Below are 16,513 nucleotides of genomic sequence, written 5' to 3'. Positions count from 1 at the left end.
GATTTTGTGAAAAAAAAGGTGGTAAATACGTACAAAAATGTAACTTACATGGACTACAACTCATTTATTGTATATAATTGTAAATTGAATTCTATATAGACTAGGAGCATATATAAATGAAAAAATTCCTACTACTCTTTTTTAGCATTTTACTACTCTTTCCTATACATATCTCTGCACAAACATCATCCAAGCCAAAAGTACTTATTTTGTATAGTACAGAAAACAACAAAATTACAAACAATGTACAAATCCTTAATACTCAGTTAGGACACTTTACAAATAATATAACAGTAAAAAGTTTAAAAGAAATGAATGAAACTACTAACTCATCTTCTTATACACATATTGTTTATATTGGAGAGAAAAAAGAAGATTTTTCTACTAAAGCAAAACAATTTCTAGAAAACTTCTCGGGTCCAGTATTAGTTTTAGGACAAAATGTTGAACAATTATCTAATCGTTTTTCTTTCATTACCTCGAAAGAAACCGATATACGAACTCACACTATAGAATATCCGACTCACCAGTTAAAAAATGAATTACATGAAGAACGCTTAATGAAGAAGGTTGAAACAAAAGGAACAGCTCTTGCTTACGCCTTGAGTGCCGATGGAACCCATCCGTTAATCGTTCAGCAAGGAACATCATATTATGTTGCAACTCCGAACCTTTTTGATTGGATGTCCCATTACGTCGGTGAAATGCTATTTTCTTACTTCGAACAAAAGCCTATGACAAATAAAACTACAGCTTATTTACGTCTTGAAGACGTTCACCCAGCTGTAGATGTAAAGCAATTAAAAGAAATCGCTGAATTACTAAAAGAGAAAAAGCTCCCTTATATGATTACCGTTATCCCTGTTTACAAAGATCCAGACACAGGAAAAACAGTACATTTAAAGGATAACTCTGAATTAATCGATGTTTTACGCTTTATGCAAGATAATGGTGGCTCTATCGTTATGCATGGTTACACACATCAGTTTTATGATAGTGAAACTGGCGAAGGTTTTGAATTTTGGGATGTAAAAACTGATCAACCAATTCGTCAACCGAACCATGAAAAACCAAAAACAAAAGACGATTTCCAATCTACAGAGGACTATAATAAATACGTTAAAAACGGAAAAGCCTTTGAAGAAAAGTATATTAAAGAGCATATTGAAAAAGGGATTACAGAGCTTGTAGAAGCTAAATTGTATCCAGTTGCTTTTGAAGCTCCGCACTATACAATGTCTCAAAAAGGATATGAAATACTATCACAATATTTTTCAACTTATGTAGGACAAATACAACTAAACGATAAAACTTGGAAATCGATGCACTCACCGGCTTATATAAGTACACCTTCATTTTTACATGGGATGAAATTAATTCCTGAAACTGTTGGCTTTATTGAAGAAGATAAACCACAAGCTATAGCAAAAATGAAAGAACGTGCTTTATCTGTCGAAAAATTATCCGATGGAATTATCGGTGCATTTTATCATCCTTACTTGGGCGTTAAACCATTAAAAGAAGTATTAAAAGAACTAGAAAGTATTCCAAACATAGAGTGGATTGATTTACAAAAAGAAACGAATGAAGTAAAAATGAAAGATATTCATATTACTACTAATAAAGACGGCATTCATGCTGAACAGCCAACAAGTGCGAAGGACATAATTGATTATATAAAACAACATGGGTTCTTCCTTATAATTGGGTTCATTATAATTGTCTTTCTTTTATTATTAAGACGCGCGAAAAAATTAGAGTCATAATAAAAACACCAAGCGAGATGCTTGGTGTTTTTATTATGACTCAATAACTTGATAAAATCGCACCGTATTCTCATATATTTGCTCTGCAACTTTCTCTACAGACATTCTTTTTATTACACTAATTTCTTGTAATACATCTTTAATCATTTTAGGGTGCGTCATAACACCATCTTGAAATTCCCATGGCCCATCTGTTTCTACCATCATATATTTTAAAGGATAATACGAAACAATTTTTCTAATTTTCTCCTTATGTAAAACATCCGGTGTGATAGAAATATAATAACCGTTCCTCATCATCCGTTTCATTGTCTCTTCACTTCCTTTAAACCAATGGAAGTGTGCACGTGAAACTTTATATTCTTCAAGTAAATCACATACAGTGTCAGCATCTTCATAAACCGCATGCAGTATAATTGGTAAATCGTATTTACTAGCTAGTTCAACAAACTCTTTTAACACCGCTATGTATGGATCGACAGCAATATTTTCATCTTCTTTCCTTAAATAATATGGGAGCCCCACTTCACCAATCGCAACGATTTCCTCTACATGATCTTCAATTAATTTATAAATTTGCTCACATTCCTCTTTATGAGTCGGTTGCTCCGGATGAAAACCTATTGCTGGATGTACAAAAGGATATCGCTTTGCTAAAGATAGAGTTTCTAGACATGATTGATAATTCATAGATACTGCAATAAGCCCTTGTATCTCTTTACTGTTTTCCACATCTATAAGTAATCTACTTTTCTCTTCATTCTCATATTGATCAACATGTATATGGCTATCAATCCATTTCATCTTTATGCCCCCATAAAAAAAACAAGAAAGGGTCTCCTTTCTTGTTTTATCATCTATATTAGTTAACAATTAAATTTGTTATTATATCAAATAATCCAATACATACTATGGCAACAGTAAAGTAGCTACAGAAATCTTTAATTGGAAACTTCACTACTTCTTCTTTACGCATCCCGGTTTTCTCCCTTCTTAATATATCCCTAATTATTTTTTATCTATTTGTATCTATTATGCAAAAAATATGACAAAATTACTATCGAATTAACTTACGTAAACCTTACAATATTGTAAGGTTTTAAAAAAGGCCCTCATCTTAAGCTAAGATGAGGGCTATTCAAAGTTAGTTGGTTTTTCGTTCTTCATTAACATTACGAATCAGAAAGTAATAAAATGAGACTTTCTAGTTACACTATATTAAATTTACTATCTTTTAACTATCGAATTGCATTACAGAAGGCTTACATGTTTGTAAGATATGTGTAATGTAATTCGATAGTTTCCCTTACCTATATTTCGTACAATAAGGTTAGAAAGTAAGCCAAATAAGAAGCATACTCACATAACCAAATTACATTGCCGGTAGCCCAATCTTCTTATACTTTCATTTTTATTACTGCAATGTGTCCCCTTCCCCTTTATATAAAAAAACCCCTAGTTTATACGAACTAGGGGGTTTTTTTATGAGTCAAAAATATACCCCAACCCAGTATTTTTACTTTCGACAAAAAATAGATGGGGGTATATTTCGCTATCTCATCACCAAAAGTTTACTCTTCGCATTTATAGGAATACTTGTAGTCTCAATCTCTTCAATTGACTCACCGTAACGCCCTTTTGCGAACACCTTTAACGCTTCATCTCTCTTTAACATATGTTTAACAGTTTTCTTTATTTTTTGTTCTCTTCCACGTTCATCAAATGCAATAAATTCATATTCATACCATTCATCACCGACATGCTGACCGATCGTATCCACAATTGTATAGTATTCTTTCGTCGTATAAAGCGGATTATACTTATCAATAACTGGTCCAAGTTTCGTAGGTAGCAATACTACTACTATCGCTACCATAGCTATTACAGTAGTAATCATTTTTTTCTTCATAATACTGATCTTCCTCCTCTGCAGGATACTTATACATCCATTCTAAAGAGCGGGAATTTGATCTACCATTCAATCCCATTACATTACCCTTACATTTTTGTAAGAATAAAAAAAGATGAACGAATTTTCTCGTTCATCTTTTAGCTCGCTTTAAAGCCACCACCAAGTACATCACGCACATCGTGAATGACAACGAAGGCATCTTCATCAACTCTACTAATAACTTGCTTTAACTTAACAAGCTCTTGTTTATTAATAACGACATACAATACTTCTTTATTTTTACCAGTATATCCGCCACGTCCTTCTAATACAGTGACACCGCGTGTCATGTTTTTCGTAATAGTCTCTCGAATTAAGTCTGGTTGATTCGAAATAATCGTAACAGCTGTTTTTGTATCCATACCTTCCACGATGAAATCAATCACTTTCGCTCCGACAAATACAGCTACAAGTGTATACATCGCCTTTTCTTGTCCTATTATAAATACAGAACCAGCAATTACAATGATATCAATAATAAGTACGCCTTTTCCGACGCTCCAACCTAAATATTGATTTGCTAACTGCGCTAAAATTGCCGATCCTCCTGATGTACCTCCAGCTTTGAACATACATCCTAATCCGACACCTACAAATACACCAGCGAATAAAGCCGCTAATAATGTATCACTATTTACTTGATACTGAATGTGCTCTGTAACGTATAAAAACAAAGATGTTTCCACAATACCTATAATTGTGTAAACCATCGTTTTCTTATCAAAAAATTTATAACCTACAGCTAATAAAATTGCATTTAAACCAAAATTCACAATTCCTGGTGACCAATCAAATAAATAATAAGTAACAACCGTTAAACCGATGATTCCACCCTCTGATAAACGGTTTGGAATTGCGAAGTAATTAATACCAATTGCAAATAGTAATGAACCGATTGTAATTAATGCGATTTCCTTTATACGTTGATTAACCATAGTTCATCCCTCCCCCCATTTGACATTGTATCACTATCTCCTAGAGGTTTAGAAGTGGTTTTTATTACGCATTCTTTCTCATAATGACCATAATATTATGTTTAAACAAAGGGGTGATTAATTATTCATATTTGCTCTAACTGCACGAACAAATTGCTCCACATTCCCTTTCTGAATATACTTAGCTCTAACGGTTTCATGATTACAAGTAAACTCGAAACATGGACGGAAATCTATGTCATCTATATGCAAATATGAGTAATCTTTAAATATTGCGGGATAGTACGGAAATTTCCCGTAAAAAAGGAGACGTCTAGTCGTGGCAGCAAAAATTCCATGTTGATAACATAGCGTGAAATTATCATTCTCAAATATCCCTACCATAAAGGCTAAAATCTCTTCGTCATCCTTTACATATTTTTTCATACTCGATAAAAGTTCATTCATGCATATTCCTCCAAATTCTATTCATTGTTTTAACACTCGAAAAGAATCCATGGATTATTACATACCGGTGTAAATCATTTATAAAGTATGAAACGCGTTTCCTGTCAAAGACATTTCAAAAAAATAATCCGTTATGCGATTATACACATAACGGATAAAGGCTAAACTGTAGAACGCTCCACAAGTTCATACGGAATTTCCACCTTTTCTTGTCTAGGAAAATTCTCATCGCTTACTTGCCTGTAAAACATTTCAAAAGCCGTCTTACCTATTCCCTTTAAATTTTGGTCAATGGTTGTCAGTTGTAAGACTTGAGAAATCGGTTGATTATCAAAACCAATAATCGCTAAATCCTCAGGAACTTTAATACCTAATTTTTCAACTTCTGTCATGATCCCAATAGCAACTTCATCCCCTGCCACTATTAATGCTTCAGGAGGATTCTCCATCTCCTTGAATTGATGTGCAACTCTTACACCATCTTCTAATGTAAAGCATTCTGTGAAAATCCGATCTTCCATCACTTCTTCATCTATTAATTGCAGCTGTTGTTTATAAGCATCAAAACGTTTCTTACTACTTGGCCCTAACTTTCTTCCCGTACAATATCCAATCTTCTTATAACCTTTTTCAATAAGGTAACTCATCCCTAATTGAAAGGCATTAAAATGATCTGTATATACACTCGATATGCTTTCAATATCATTATCCTCACAAGCAATAACCGCCCCATATGCTGCATAAGGCTCTATAATTTCCCACTCATTGGCACGAGAACAAATGATAAGACCGTCTAGTTGCTTTGTTTTCAACATATGTAAACTTTTCATTTCTTCTTTTTTATTGTAGTTCGTTTGACAAAGAAGCACTCGATAATTATGAGCTAACGCAACTTCCATCATTCCACCCACCATCGCATCAAAAGACGGATGATTAATATAAGGTAAAATCACGCCAACAATATTCGTCTTCCCTTTTGATAAATGAACAGCATTTGCATTTTGTGAGTAATTCAATTTCTCAACTATTTCTAAAACAACTTTCCTTTTTTCTTTGCTTACATACGGATGATCATTTAATACCCTCGAAACAGTCGTAACTGAAACCCCAGCCATCTTTGCAATATCTTTAATATTAGCCATACACTCACCTCTACTTTTAACTTAATAAATCACATGAACATATGTCAAATCTTCTCATCATTACACTTTCATTTGTTTTTCTTACAAAAGTGTAATTTTCCTGTAAGCTAATTCGATAGTGACTCTCCTCAATATTTCATACAATTAAGTCAGAAACAAGGCAACAACTATTCGAAAAGGAGCGGATCTATATGATGAACAAAATGAAAACGAACAATTTCTTAAATACAATGGGCATGGTGTTTTCCGCTCTTATCGATGCAAAAGCTGTTGCTTCTACATTAAACAAGTAAGGAGAATTTATAATGAATAACATGACTTTTAACAAATTAGATTTTTTAGGCCTAGCTAGCGGCTCGATTCTTCTTACTGCTTTCATTTACGCTGCTACGCTTATATAACTTTGTGTCCCCTTTCCCCTTTATATAAATAATAATAGAAAAGACGACCGTCTATGCCCGGTCGTCTTTTCTTACTTTTAATTTGGCTGTAAAACTTCCTTTAGTTCTTCAAACTTTGCATTTAATTCATCTGTCATCATTTTCATAGCCGTTTTTCGATCTATTTGTTCTTCAGCATCAATTTGAATTGGTTCTCCAAAAACTAATTGCGCTTTTTTTCCTTTTATCAATTCTTTTACACTTGATGGACCAACATAAGCGGCCGGTATTAACGGAACGTTAGAACGCATTGCAATCGTAACAGCCCCAGCTTTTAATGAAACGTCTTCTGATGATCTCGTCCCACTTGGGAAAATCCCTACTACTTTTCCCTCTTTTAATAAACGCGATGGTATTTTCAATGTGCTTGGCCCTGGATTCGCACGGTCTACAGGGAACGCATTTACATTTTTAAAAAACCAATTTTTAAATTTACCTTCAAACAATTCTTTTTTTGCCATGTAATGAATTTGAGTTGGATACATTCCTGCAGCTAACATTAAAACATCCATAAAACTTGTATGTGTGCACGCAACAACGTAAGGGCCACCTTCCGGTAATTTCTCTCTCCCTTGTACTTCTACTTTCCCAGCTGTTTTAAATATATATTTCAACGAAAATGTAATTAGTTTATACATTTGTTTCGTTCCTTTCTGAATATCCGAAGTATAATCATTTTCTTATAACGATTATAACACTAAGTTTTAGGAGTTGGTAATAAAAATAAGTATTTATTGTTAAATTTCAATTCTTACAAAAGTGTAATTTTCTTGTAAGCTAATTCGATAGTGACTCCCTCCACTATCGTATACAATTAAGTCAGAAAGTAACAACAACCATTTGAAAAGGAGCGGATCTATATGATGAACAAAATGAAAACGAACAATTTCTTAAATACAATGGGCATGGTATTTTCCGCTCTTATCGATGCAAAAGCTGTTGCTTCTACATTAAACAAGTAAGGAGAATTTATAATGAATAACATGACTTTTAACAAATTAGATTTTTTAGGCCTAGCTAGCGGCTCGATTCTTCTTACTGCTTTCATTTACGCCGCTACGCTTATATAACTTTGTGTCCCCTTTCCCCTTTATCCCGCTATTTGCGGACAGTAAGACTCCCACCTCAAAATTCGGCTGTAGCAAAGAAGTTAGGTGAGAGATCCACTGCCCGTAAACGCCCGATTGGTGAGGACTAATAATCAGTGAGGAATGAACAAAATCCCCACTAATTAAAGTTTCACTTTATATAGAAAAAGACGACCGTCTATGCCGGTCGTCTTTTTAATTTTTTCTTTCCTTCAATTCTTTTAAAAGCTGTATCAGTTCAGCTTGTTGTTTTATATTCTTACGACCATTTCGATTAATTGCTGCAAGCTCGCAGGCAACTCCAGCAGCAAAGAAAAACAATAAACTTTCTAACATGTAAAAATCCTCCAGTTGCCTATTAAACAGCTTGACGCAATTGCTCTTCTTGTAAAACTTGTTTATTTATATTTTCTTCTTTTCTCTGACAAACATTATTACGAATAAGCGCTGCAATAACAAATAATGTTCCTAATACATCAAATGTCGTTATTTTATATCCTTGCATCATCATAATAACTAAAGTAGTAATTGGCACAAAGTTAATAAATAAAATACCATTAATTGATGATAAGATTTTCACACCGTAGTTCCAAGCAAGTAGTGCTACGATACCTGGTAATGTCATCATAAATAACAAGTCATACTTCACAACAGAAATCGTTCCCATACTTGGAACTGATACATATCCAAGTGAGGTAATGATCATAGTTATACTTCCTGTAACTGCTGTCCCAAATACACAAGTTAATGTTGAATAACGTAATGTTGACCAATCGCTACACGTTTGACCACCCATCGTATAAATAACCCAGCCTACAACACCAACAAATATAAATGCTAGTGAAAATATATTATCTTTCAATGTTAAAAAGAAACTCATATCACCTTTCGTAATAACAAATACAGCCCCTACAAATGCGATAATCATGCTCGTTATCATATACTTCTTCGGCTTTATATTTTTATATCCCCATAAAATACAAATTGAAATCATCGGCATAAGCGCCTCCATAATAGAAGCTACCATTACACCTGATTTTCCCATTAACATTTGTCCTAGAAAAATTAATACATTGTATACGGTAAACGCCATTGTTCCAAAAAAGACGAGTAACTTTCCTCTTCCTTCTAAGCGAAATGCTTTCTTTCCTTCTTTCATTAGCAATAATACCATCAGTACAATTGCTACCGCCCCATAACGAATTAACGAAAAATAAAACGGATCTATGTATTCTAGCGCATGATCAGCAACCGGAAACATCGCTCCCCATGACATACTTGCAATTAAACATGCCAACGCACCTATTATCATTTGACTTCTTCTCACCGCAATCCCTCACTTCTTTCTATTTGCACAAAGAGAATTGTAAAAGAAAAAATATATCACGTAAAATGATTCAAAATGATGTTAACTATCATTTATAATGATAGTTAACATCAAGGGGGAGCATACAATGGAATTACGAGACTTACAAATCTTCCAGAGCGTTGCTGACCGAGGTAGTGTAAGTGGCGCAGCAAAGGAATTAAATTACGTACAATCAAATGTAACCGCACGTATTAAACAATTAGAAAACGAGCTAAAAACACCGCTCTTTTACCGTCATAAACGAGGCATGACTTTAACAGCTGAAGGAAGAAAAATGCTCGTTTATGTTCATAAAATTTTGCAAGATGTTGAAGAGCTAAAACAAGTGTTTTTAGATAGTGAAACACCATCTGGTATATTAAAAATTGGTACAGTCGAAACAGTCAGTACACTACCTACCATTTTGTCTTCTTACTATAAGAGCTATCCAAATGTCGATTTATCATTACAAGCCGGTCTAACGGAAGAACTTATTAGAGAAGTACTCGATCACCATTTAGACGGTGCTTTTATATCAGGTCCTATTAAACATCCACTAATTGAACAATACGATGTTAGCACCGAAAAATTAATGCTGGTTACACAAAATAAAGCTTTTCATATAGAAGAATTTACTACGACGCCCCTACTCGTTTTTAATCAAGGATGTGGATACCGTTCCAAGCTAGAACGTTGGCTTAAAGATGAAGGTTTGCTACCAAAAAGAATTATGGAATTTAACATATTAGAAACCATATTAAATAGCGTAGCGCTCGGTCTTGGGATTACACTCGTCCCCCAGTCTGCGGTGCAGCACCTTTCTAGAGCAGGTAAAGTACACTGCCATCCAATTCCGGAGAAATACGGTAGTATTTCAACTGTTTTCATACGCCGTAAAGATAGTTACATGACCAATTCGATGCGTAGCTTTTTAAAAACAATTGAAGAGCATCATCATATCAATATGCTGTGAAGGACATTCTTACACGAATGTCTTTTTTTCTTACAAAAGTGTAAGTCTCCCGTAAGCTAATTTGATAGTTGCAGGCGGCCATATTTCATATAATTAAGACAGAAATTAGGGCAACAACAATTCGAAAAGGAGCGGATACGCATGATGAACAAAATGAAAGCAAACAAATTTTTCAATACAATGGGCATGGTGCTATCCGCACTTGTCGATGCAAAAGCAGTTGCAACTACATTAAACAAATAAGGAGAGATTATAATGAACAACATTACATTTAACAAATCAGACTTTATCCCGCATTAACGGGCAGTAAGACCCCTACCTCAAAATTCAGCGAAAGCAAGGAAGTTAGGCAGGGGATCAACTGCCCGTAAAAGCCCGATTGGTTCAACTAATAATCAGTGGGGGATGAAGAAAACCCCCACTGATTAAAGTTTCACTTTATCGGACTCGCAAGTGGCGCAGCTCTTCTTACAGCTTTCATTTACACACTTGCTCAAAGTCTCGTTTAACAATTTGTTTCCCCAACCACCTTTATATAGAAAAGGCTGCTCGTCTTATAGACAAGCAGCCTTTTAATTTGTTTCATATATAATTTGGCCTGTTTTGCTTATATCATATCCACCAATTGCTTTTAATTCATTGTGAAACTCTTCAGATTGCAAAATCCCTTTTATAACCTCAATAAGTTCCTCATTTTCTTTATTCTTCAGAAGTACTAAATCATACTGCTCTTTCATTATCGGAATAAAGTCTACGTTCACAATTTGGGAAAACTTTTCTGAACCTACCCCAACATCAGCTTTTCCATTCGCGACTTGCGAGGCAACACCAAGATGATTCGATTCTTCCCATTCATACCCGTTAATATCTTTACTTAATTTTTGAATTCGCAATTGCTCATCCACTAACACCCTAATACCAGAACCTTTTTCTCGATTTACAAATCGTATAGATGACTGAGCTAAATCAGCCCATGTTTTTATATTTTGTGGATTCCCTTTTTGCACATAAAACCCAACATTTCTCGCTAATAAATTAATCATAATATATGGTTGTCCAACTAAAATACGTTTTACGTAAGGAACATTATATGTACCTGTTTCGCCATCAAATAAATGCAAACTAACGACGCTTCCTTCTCCTTGGTACATCTTCACTAAACTCGTTAAACTACCTTGATATGCTCTTAATATATTAGAATTTGGCAGACGATTTTCTATATGTTTTGCCAACATATCTAACGTTAGTTCTTGACCACTAATGATGCGTGTATTCGAACTACTAATTTCGTCCTTCTTTACAGAAGTAAATTGCACCTTACCTGTTTTCATTTGCTTGATATATTGTTCTAAATCCGCTGCATCAATACGCATTTGTCTACCAACCCTATAAGAAGGAAGTTCTCCTTTTTTAATTAGGTCGTATACAGTTAATTTTGATACTTTTAATCGCTTTGCTACTTCTTCCGTTGTGTAGGAATGATGATCCATAGACGATTCCTCACTTTCTCCCTTCATTGTAACAAAGAAAAGAATATTTCTCCTAGTTTTTAAAAACAACTATATCGTTCAAATTATATTCAATTATAACTAGTTATAATTAGTTATATTTAGTTATAATTAATTTAGTAAACGAAGGGGGATTTTTTATGAACAAATTTACATTACGATCCATTGGGGTACTTATACTTTCTTTTCTTCTTATATTCAGTGTAGCTTGCTCAAGCGAAGAAAAGTCAGCTGCTAAAGAGGGAGAATCAGTGGAGCTGACTATATCAGCGGCTGCAAGTTTACAAGATGCATTAAAAGAAATTGAACAGCAATATAAAGAAAAAGAACCAAACATTAAGCTTTCTTTTAACTTCGGTGCTTCTGGTGCACTTCAACAACAAATTGAACAAGGTGCGCCTGCTGATTTATTCTTCTCTGCAGCAGAAGATAAATTCCAAACCCTTGTTAAAAAAGGATTCATTAATGAAAAAGAAGGGAAAAACCTTCTTGGAAATGAACTAGTTCTAGTCGTTCCAAAAGATAGTTCTCTTACAAAATTTCAAGATTTAAAAGATGAGAAAATCAAGAAAATCGCACTTGGTACACCCGAATCCGTACCTGCAGGAAAATATGCAAAAGCTTCTCTCACACATGAAAATCTTTGGAATGACGTTCAAAATAAAATCGTATTTACAAAAGATGTTCGCCAAGTGTTAACATATGTAGAAACAGGTAATGTTGATGCTGGTATTGTATATAAAACAGACGCTCTCGTTTCAGACAAGGTGAAAATTGTAGAGGCGGCAGCGTCTAATTCTCATGAGCCAATCCACTATCCTTTAGGTGTTATAAAGGAATCTAAGCATAAGAAAGAGGCGACTTCATTCTATGAATATTTACAGTCAAAAGATGCACAATCTATCTTTAAGAAATATGGATTTACACTCCTGCCATAATTGCTATGAGCTTTGATACAATTTTGTCACCTGTCTTTCTATCTTTACGAGTAGCTGCGTGCGCCACCATTATCGTTACGATTTTGGGAACGATTATTGGACGAGCATTAGCGCGCTCCTCGTGGCGATATAAAGTACTACTAGAAACTATTTTCTTATTACCAATGGTGCTTCCACCAACTGTTATCGGCTTTTTTCTAATTATCATTTTCGGAAATAACAGTCCCATTGGAAAGTGGATTGAATCATTATTTCAGCAGTCCATTATGTTTACATCTACTGCTGCTATCATTGCTTCTACAGTTGTTGCATTTCCGCTCATGTACCAATCAGCAAAAACAGGATTTTCTATCGCAAATGTACAAATTGAAGATGGCGCGCGCGATCTTGGTGCAAGTGAATACCAAGTTTTTCTACATGTCACACTCCCGCTTGCATTTCCTGCGTTACTAAGTGGTATGATTTTAAGCTTTGTTCGCGCACTTGGTGAATTTGGTGCAACTTTAATGTTTGCAGGAAATATACCTGGCAAAACTCAGACGATTCCAACGGCGATTTATATGGCTATTGATGCAAGTAATATGCAACTAGCTTGGACACTTGTAATCATAACGATTAGTATGTCCCTTCTATTCTTACTATGTATTCAACTCATTAATAGCAGAATTACTACTTCTTAAAGCAACTTTCGACAAAAGTTGCTTTTTATTTCCCGAAAAATAAAATGATTTGATTAATGACTGAATTTTACCTCTTATTTAAATATACATTTTATTTGAATTCACTTTCTAAAATAGGTAATTTCCTGTTATTATATGAAAGTGTTTCAAAAAATGAAGAAATGAAAACGCATTTATATCGTGAATTCTTCATCCTGTTTTAGCGATCGGTAATCTTCTACTCTATTAGTGGGGCATTACCGATCGTTAGAACGATATGTAATTATATTGGTATAGAAAACCGAAGGGAGTCTTGTAATGGACATTTTATTAGCGCTTCTTCCTGCAATCGCATGGGGAAACATCTTATTAGTAAGCGTAAAAATGGGCGGTGGTGCATATAGCCAAACGGTAGGTATGACAATCGGTGCTCTATTCTTCGCAACAATTATGTATGTATTTACTCAACCAACTTTAACAATGACAGTCTTGATTGTTGGCTTTATTTCAGGTTTATTCTGGGCTTTAGGACAAGTAAACCAATTAAAAACAGTTGAAAAACTAGGTGTTTCAACTACTGTAACTATTTCTACTGGTATGCAACTTGTTGCAACTTCTATCTTTGGAGTTATCGCTTTTCGTGAGTGGACTACTACTACAACGATTGTTCTGGGAACGATTGCAATCCTATTAATCGTAGTTGGTGTTGTATTCACATCACTAGATGATAAAGAAAATGCACAGCCACCAGGACAATTGAAAAAGGGACTTCTTACTTTAATTGTTTCTACTTTCGGTTATCTTGTATATGTAATTATTATTCGTTGGTATAACATTGATGGTTGGTCTGCTATTTTACCACAGGCAGTTGGTATGTTTGTTGGTGCGGTTGTACTGACATCTAAACATAAACCATTTAACAAATATGCAATGCGTAATGCTTTATCTGGTTTACTATGGGGAACAGGAAACTTATTCTTACTCCTTTCATTACCACGTGTTGGAGTAGCAACAAGCTTCCCATTATCTCAAACTGGAATCGTTATCTCAACATTCGGTGCGATTGTCTTCTTAGGTGAAAAGAAAACAAAACGTCAATTGATCTTTATTGCACTAGGTAGTGTTTTAATTATCGGCGGCGCTGTATTGCTTGGTATGACGAAAGCATAAGCTTATAATTTATCAATCCCTGAAGCATAAATGCTTCAGGGATTTTTGATTATAACTATTTTTCAAATATAATAATCTTCATAGCCCTTTTTATATAACCTGCCCTCTCTCCAATTGTATTCCCTCTACTATAAGCCGTTTCTTTTTACAAAATTCTCTTAAAAATGGTATCGTTTTTTATAACATATTCTCATCAGAAAGGAATAAAGGATATGCCTAATAAACATCGAATTTTATTTATTGGTGCCGGTCGTATGGCAGAAGCTATATTTGCTGGACTACTTACAACAAGTAAAGAATACATCGAAGAAATTATTGTTTCCAACCGAAGTAACAGAGAAAAACTAACACAATTACAAACTCAATATGATCTCTCGATTACAACGGATTGGAAGCAGCATATTAAATCTGTAGATACGATTGTTTTAGCAATGCCGCCTTCTGCACATGAAGAGCTATTAGCAGAGTTATCTCCGTTAATATCAAATCAACTTGTTGTAACAGTAGCTGCTGGCATTGGCCCATCTTATTTAGAAGCTAGACTCCCAGAAAACACACCTGTTGCCTGGATTATGCCTAATACAGCTGCTGGCATTGGAAAGTCTATCTCCTTATACACGACGGGAAATTCCGTAGATGAAAGACATCATGAAACGTTACAACTTCTTTTAAAAGGTATTGGTACCTCACAGTTTTGTACCGAAGAGGAAGTTCACCAACTTACCGCAGTTACTGGTAGTGCACCTGCTTTTCTCTATCACTTTGCTGAAGGTTTAATTGAAGCAACGAAAAGCTATGGTATTGATGAGGAAACAGCAAAACACCTTGTCATTCAAATGATTGCTGGCTCTGCCGCTATGCTCCAGCAAAATCAGGATCCAGCTATGCTCCGCGAACAAGTAACAACACCAGGAGGTTCAACGGCTGAAGGCTTAAAAGTTCTATATGAAAATAATTTTTCAGAAGTCATTCAACAAGCAGTTGAAGCGACCAATAAAAAAGCTAGGGGGAATTAATATGACTTTAACAAGTTTAAACGACTACACAACATTACATAACGGCGTGAAAATGCCTTGGTTCGGCTTAGGTGTTTTTAAAGTAGAAGACGGATCAGAAGTAATCGATTCTGTAAAAGCAGCTATTAAAAATGGATACCGTAGTATCGATACTGCTGCCATATATAAAAACGAAGAAGGCGTTGGACAGGCAATTCAAGAATCTGGTATTCCTCGTGAAAATTTATTCATCACTTCAAAAGTGTGGAATAGTGATCAAGGTTACGAGTCAACATTACAAGCATTTGAAACTACATTAGAAAAATTAGGTCTAGAATATTTAGATCTATATTTAGTACATTGGCCTGTAAAAGGAAAATACACTGAATCATGGAAAGCTTTAGAGCAGCTTTATAAAGATGGTCGTGTTCGTGCTATCGGTGTGAGTAATTTCCATATTCATCATCTGCAAGACGTATTTGAAATTGCAGAAATTAAACCAATGGTTAACCAAGTGGAATACCACCCACGTTTGGCACAAGAAGAACTACATGCTTTCTGTAAAGAACATAGCATTCAACTTGAAGCTTGGTCACCATTAATGCAGGGGCAGCTACTTGATCACCCAACATTACAAGAAATCGCTACAAAATATAATAAATCGACTGCACAAGTTATTTTACGTTGGGATCTACAAAATGAAGTTGTAACAATCCCTAAGTCTATTAAAGAACACCGCATTATTGAAAATGCAAACATCTTCGATTTTGAATTAAGCTCGGATGATATGAAAGCAATTCAAGCTTTAAATGAAAATCATCGCGTTGGTCCAGATCCAGATAACTTTAACTTCTAGTAAGGAAACCACTGCCATATGCAGTGGTTTTTTTATTTTTAATAAAACTGAAAATTTAAACTATATTTCATTCGATTGACACTTCATTATCTAAGGTGTAATATTTTGAATTATCAAAGAAACACAAAAATTAATAAAATTTATTTGTTTACTCATTGTATCAAGAGAGGTGGAGGGACTGGCCCTTTGAAACCTCGGCAGCAGGTTCATTTTGAATACTGTGCCACTTCCTGCAAGCTTTGTGCTTGAAAGATAGAATGAGGGACTTCGTTTATATACGGGTGCATAACTTGTACG

Annotated in this window: 18 protein-coding genes, 1 pseudogene and 1 riboswitch; of the genes and pseudogenes, 10 read left to right on the top strand and 9 right to left on the bottom strand. The window is 34.7% G+C overall.

Going from position 1 to position 16,513, the window contains the following annotated elements; translation table 11 throughout:
• Nucleotides 1-116 precede the first annotated feature (116 nt).
• The gene (locus JTF23_RS22410; protein WP_204209762.1) at nt 117-1,766 is read left to right on the top strand and encodes a DUF2334 domain-containing protein; all 1,650 of its coding nucleotides are present in this window, start codon (nt 117-119) and stop codon (nt 1,764-1,766) included.
• Between the two features lie 33 nt (nt 1,767-1,799).
• Here JTF23_RS22410 and JTF23_RS22405 read toward each other — a convergent pair whose 3' ends face one another.
• The 5 genes from JTF23_RS22405 to JTF23_RS22385 all read right to left on the bottom strand — a co-directional run bounded on the left by JTF23_RS22405 (nt 1,800) and on the right by JTF23_RS22385 (nt 6,241).
• Nucleotides 1,800-2,570, bottom strand: coding sequence for a TatD family hydrolase (locus JTF23_RS22405; protein ID WP_204209761.1), 771 nt, complete (start codon nt 2,568-2,570; stop codon nt 1,800-1,802).
• Between the two features lie 748 nt (nt 2,571-3,318).
• Nucleotides 3,319-3,675: a YxeA family protein gene (locus JTF23_RS22400; protein ID WP_204209759.1), complete on the bottom strand. Its 357-nt coding sequence runs from the start codon at nt 3,673-3,675 to the stop codon at nt 3,319-3,321.
• A 140-nt stretch (nt 3,676-3,815) separates the two neighbouring features.
• A complete protein-coding gene (locus JTF23_RS22395) occupies nt 3,816-4,652 on the bottom strand; it encodes a YitT family protein (RefSeq protein ID WP_002159558.1) in 837 nt (278 codons plus the stop codon).
• Between the two features lie 117 nt (nt 4,653-4,769).
• Nucleotides 4,770-5,099, bottom strand: coding sequence for a PH domain-containing protein (locus JTF23_RS22390; protein WP_016103343.1), 330 nt, complete (start codon nt 5,097-5,099; stop codon nt 4,770-4,772).
• Nucleotides 5,100-5,260: 161 nt separating this feature from the next.
• Nucleotides 5,261-6,241, bottom strand: a complete 981-nt coding sequence (locus JTF23_RS22385; RefSeq protein ID WP_204209757.1) for a LacI family DNA-binding transcriptional regulator — start codon at nt 6,239-6,241, stop codon at nt 5,261-5,263.
• Nucleotides 6,242-6,546: 305 nt separating this feature from the next.
• Here JTF23_RS22385 and JTF23_RS22380 point away from each other — a divergent pair, with 305 nt between their 5' ends.
• A complete protein-coding gene (locus JTF23_RS22380) occupies nt 6,547-6,642 on the top strand; it encodes a DUF3948 family protein (protein ID WP_002124767.1) in 96 nt (31 codons plus the stop codon).
• Between the two features lie 77 nt (nt 6,643-6,719).
• On the opposite strand, the gene JTF23_RS22375 is transcribed toward JTF23_RS22380, so the two are convergent.
• A complete protein-coding gene (locus JTF23_RS22375) occupies nt 6,720-7,319 on the bottom strand; it encodes a lysophospholipid acyltransferase family protein (protein WP_204209755.1) in 600 nt (199 codons plus the stop codon).
• Between the two features lie 336 nt (nt 7,320-7,655).
• Here JTF23_RS22375 and JTF23_RS22370 point away from each other — a divergent pair, with 336 nt between their 5' ends.
• Nucleotides 7,656-7,751, top strand: coding sequence for a DUF3948 family protein (locus JTF23_RS22370; protein ID WP_002124767.1), 96 nt, complete (start codon nt 7,656-7,658; stop codon nt 7,749-7,751).
• 213 nt (nt 7,752-7,964) lie between these two features.
• On the opposite strand, the gene JTF23_RS22365 is transcribed toward JTF23_RS22370, so the two are convergent.
• Both JTF23_RS22365 and JTF23_RS22360 read right to left on the bottom strand, forming a co-directional pair.
• Complete coding sequence (locus tag JTF23_RS22365) at nt 7,965-8,105, bottom strand: YrzO family protein (RefSeq protein ID WP_002151322.1); 141 nt, start codon at nt 8,103-8,105, stop codon at nt 7,965-7,967.
• A 22-nt stretch (nt 8,106-8,127) separates the two neighbouring features.
• On the bottom strand, nt 8,128-9,096 hold the full coding sequence (locus JTF23_RS22360; RefSeq protein ID WP_204209754.1) for a DMT family transporter: 969 nt from the start codon (nt 9,094-9,096) through the stop codon (nt 8,128-8,130).
• Between the two features lie 127 nt (nt 9,097-9,223).
• Here JTF23_RS22360 and JTF23_RS22355 point away from each other — a divergent pair, with 127 nt between their 5' ends.
• Nucleotides 9,224-10,090, top strand: coding sequence for a LysR family transcriptional regulator (locus JTF23_RS22355; protein ID WP_204209752.1), 867 nt, complete (start codon nt 9,224-9,226; stop codon nt 10,088-10,090).
• A 428-nt stretch (nt 10,091-10,518) separates the two neighbouring features.
• Nucleotides 10,519-10,599 (top strand): annotated as a pseudogene (locus JTF23_RS22350) (DUF3948 family protein); the annotation flags it as partial.
• Nucleotides 10,600-10,662: 63 nt separating this feature from the next.
• On the opposite strand, the gene JTF23_RS22345 reads toward JTF23_RS22350, so the two are convergent.
• Nucleotides 10,663-11,607 (bottom strand): substrate-binding domain-containing protein, encoded by a 945-nt coding sequence (locus JTF23_RS22345; RefSeq protein WP_070127836.1) that lies wholly within the window; start codon nt 11,605-11,607, stop codon nt 10,663-10,665.
• Nucleotides 11,608-11,738: 131 nt separating this feature from the next.
• Between JTF23_RS22345 and modA the strand changes: the two genes are divergently transcribed.
• The 5 genes from modA (at nt 11,739) to JTF23_RS22320 (ending at nt 16,216) form a co-directional block, all read left to right on the top strand.
• Nucleotides 11,739-12,536, top strand: a complete 798-nt coding sequence (gene modA / locus JTF23_RS22340) for a molybdate ABC transporter substrate-binding protein (RefSeq protein ID WP_204209751.1) — start codon at nt 11,739-11,741, stop codon at nt 12,534-12,536.
• Nucleotides 12,537-12,541: 5 nt separating this feature from the next.
• On the top strand, nt 12,542-13,216 hold the full coding sequence (gene modB / locus JTF23_RS22335; RefSeq protein ID WP_002151307.1) for a molybdate ABC transporter permease subunit: 675 nt from the start codon (nt 12,542-12,544) through the stop codon (nt 13,214-13,216).
• A 297-nt stretch (nt 13,217-13,513) separates the two neighbouring features.
• Nucleotides 13,514-14,365 carry a GRP family sugar transporter gene (locus tag JTF23_RS22330; protein WP_002113377.1) on the top strand — a complete coding sequence of 284 codons (852 nt, stop codon included), beginning with the start codon at nt 13,514-13,516 and terminating at the stop codon, nt 14,363-14,365.
• A 212-nt stretch (nt 14,366-14,577) separates the two neighbouring features.
• On the top strand, nt 14,578-15,381 hold the full coding sequence (proC, locus tag JTF23_RS22325; protein ID WP_002113376.1) for a pyrroline-5-carboxylate reductase: 804 nt from the start codon (nt 14,578-14,580) through the stop codon (nt 15,379-15,381).
• 1 nt (nt 15,382) lies between these two features.
• Nucleotides 15,383-16,216, top strand: a complete 834-nt coding sequence (locus tag JTF23_RS22320) for an aldo/keto reductase (RefSeq protein ID WP_002113375.1) — start codon at nt 15,383-15,385, stop codon at nt 16,214-16,216.
• 154 nt (nt 16,217-16,370) lie between these two features.
• Nucleotides 16,371-16,475: riboswitch (SAM riboswitch) on the top strand.
• The last annotated feature ends 38 nt before the right edge of the window (nt 16,476-16,513 follow it).

It is taken from the genome of Bacillus sp. RIT 809, from assembly GCF_016892495.1.
Classification (GTDB): domain Bacteria; phylum Bacillota; class Bacilli; order Bacillales; family Bacillaceae_G; genus Bacillus_A; species Bacillus_A cereus_U.
The sequence above is the reverse complement of the archived record's forward strand: the minus strand, read 5'-3'. Positions and strand labels throughout refer to the sequence as shown.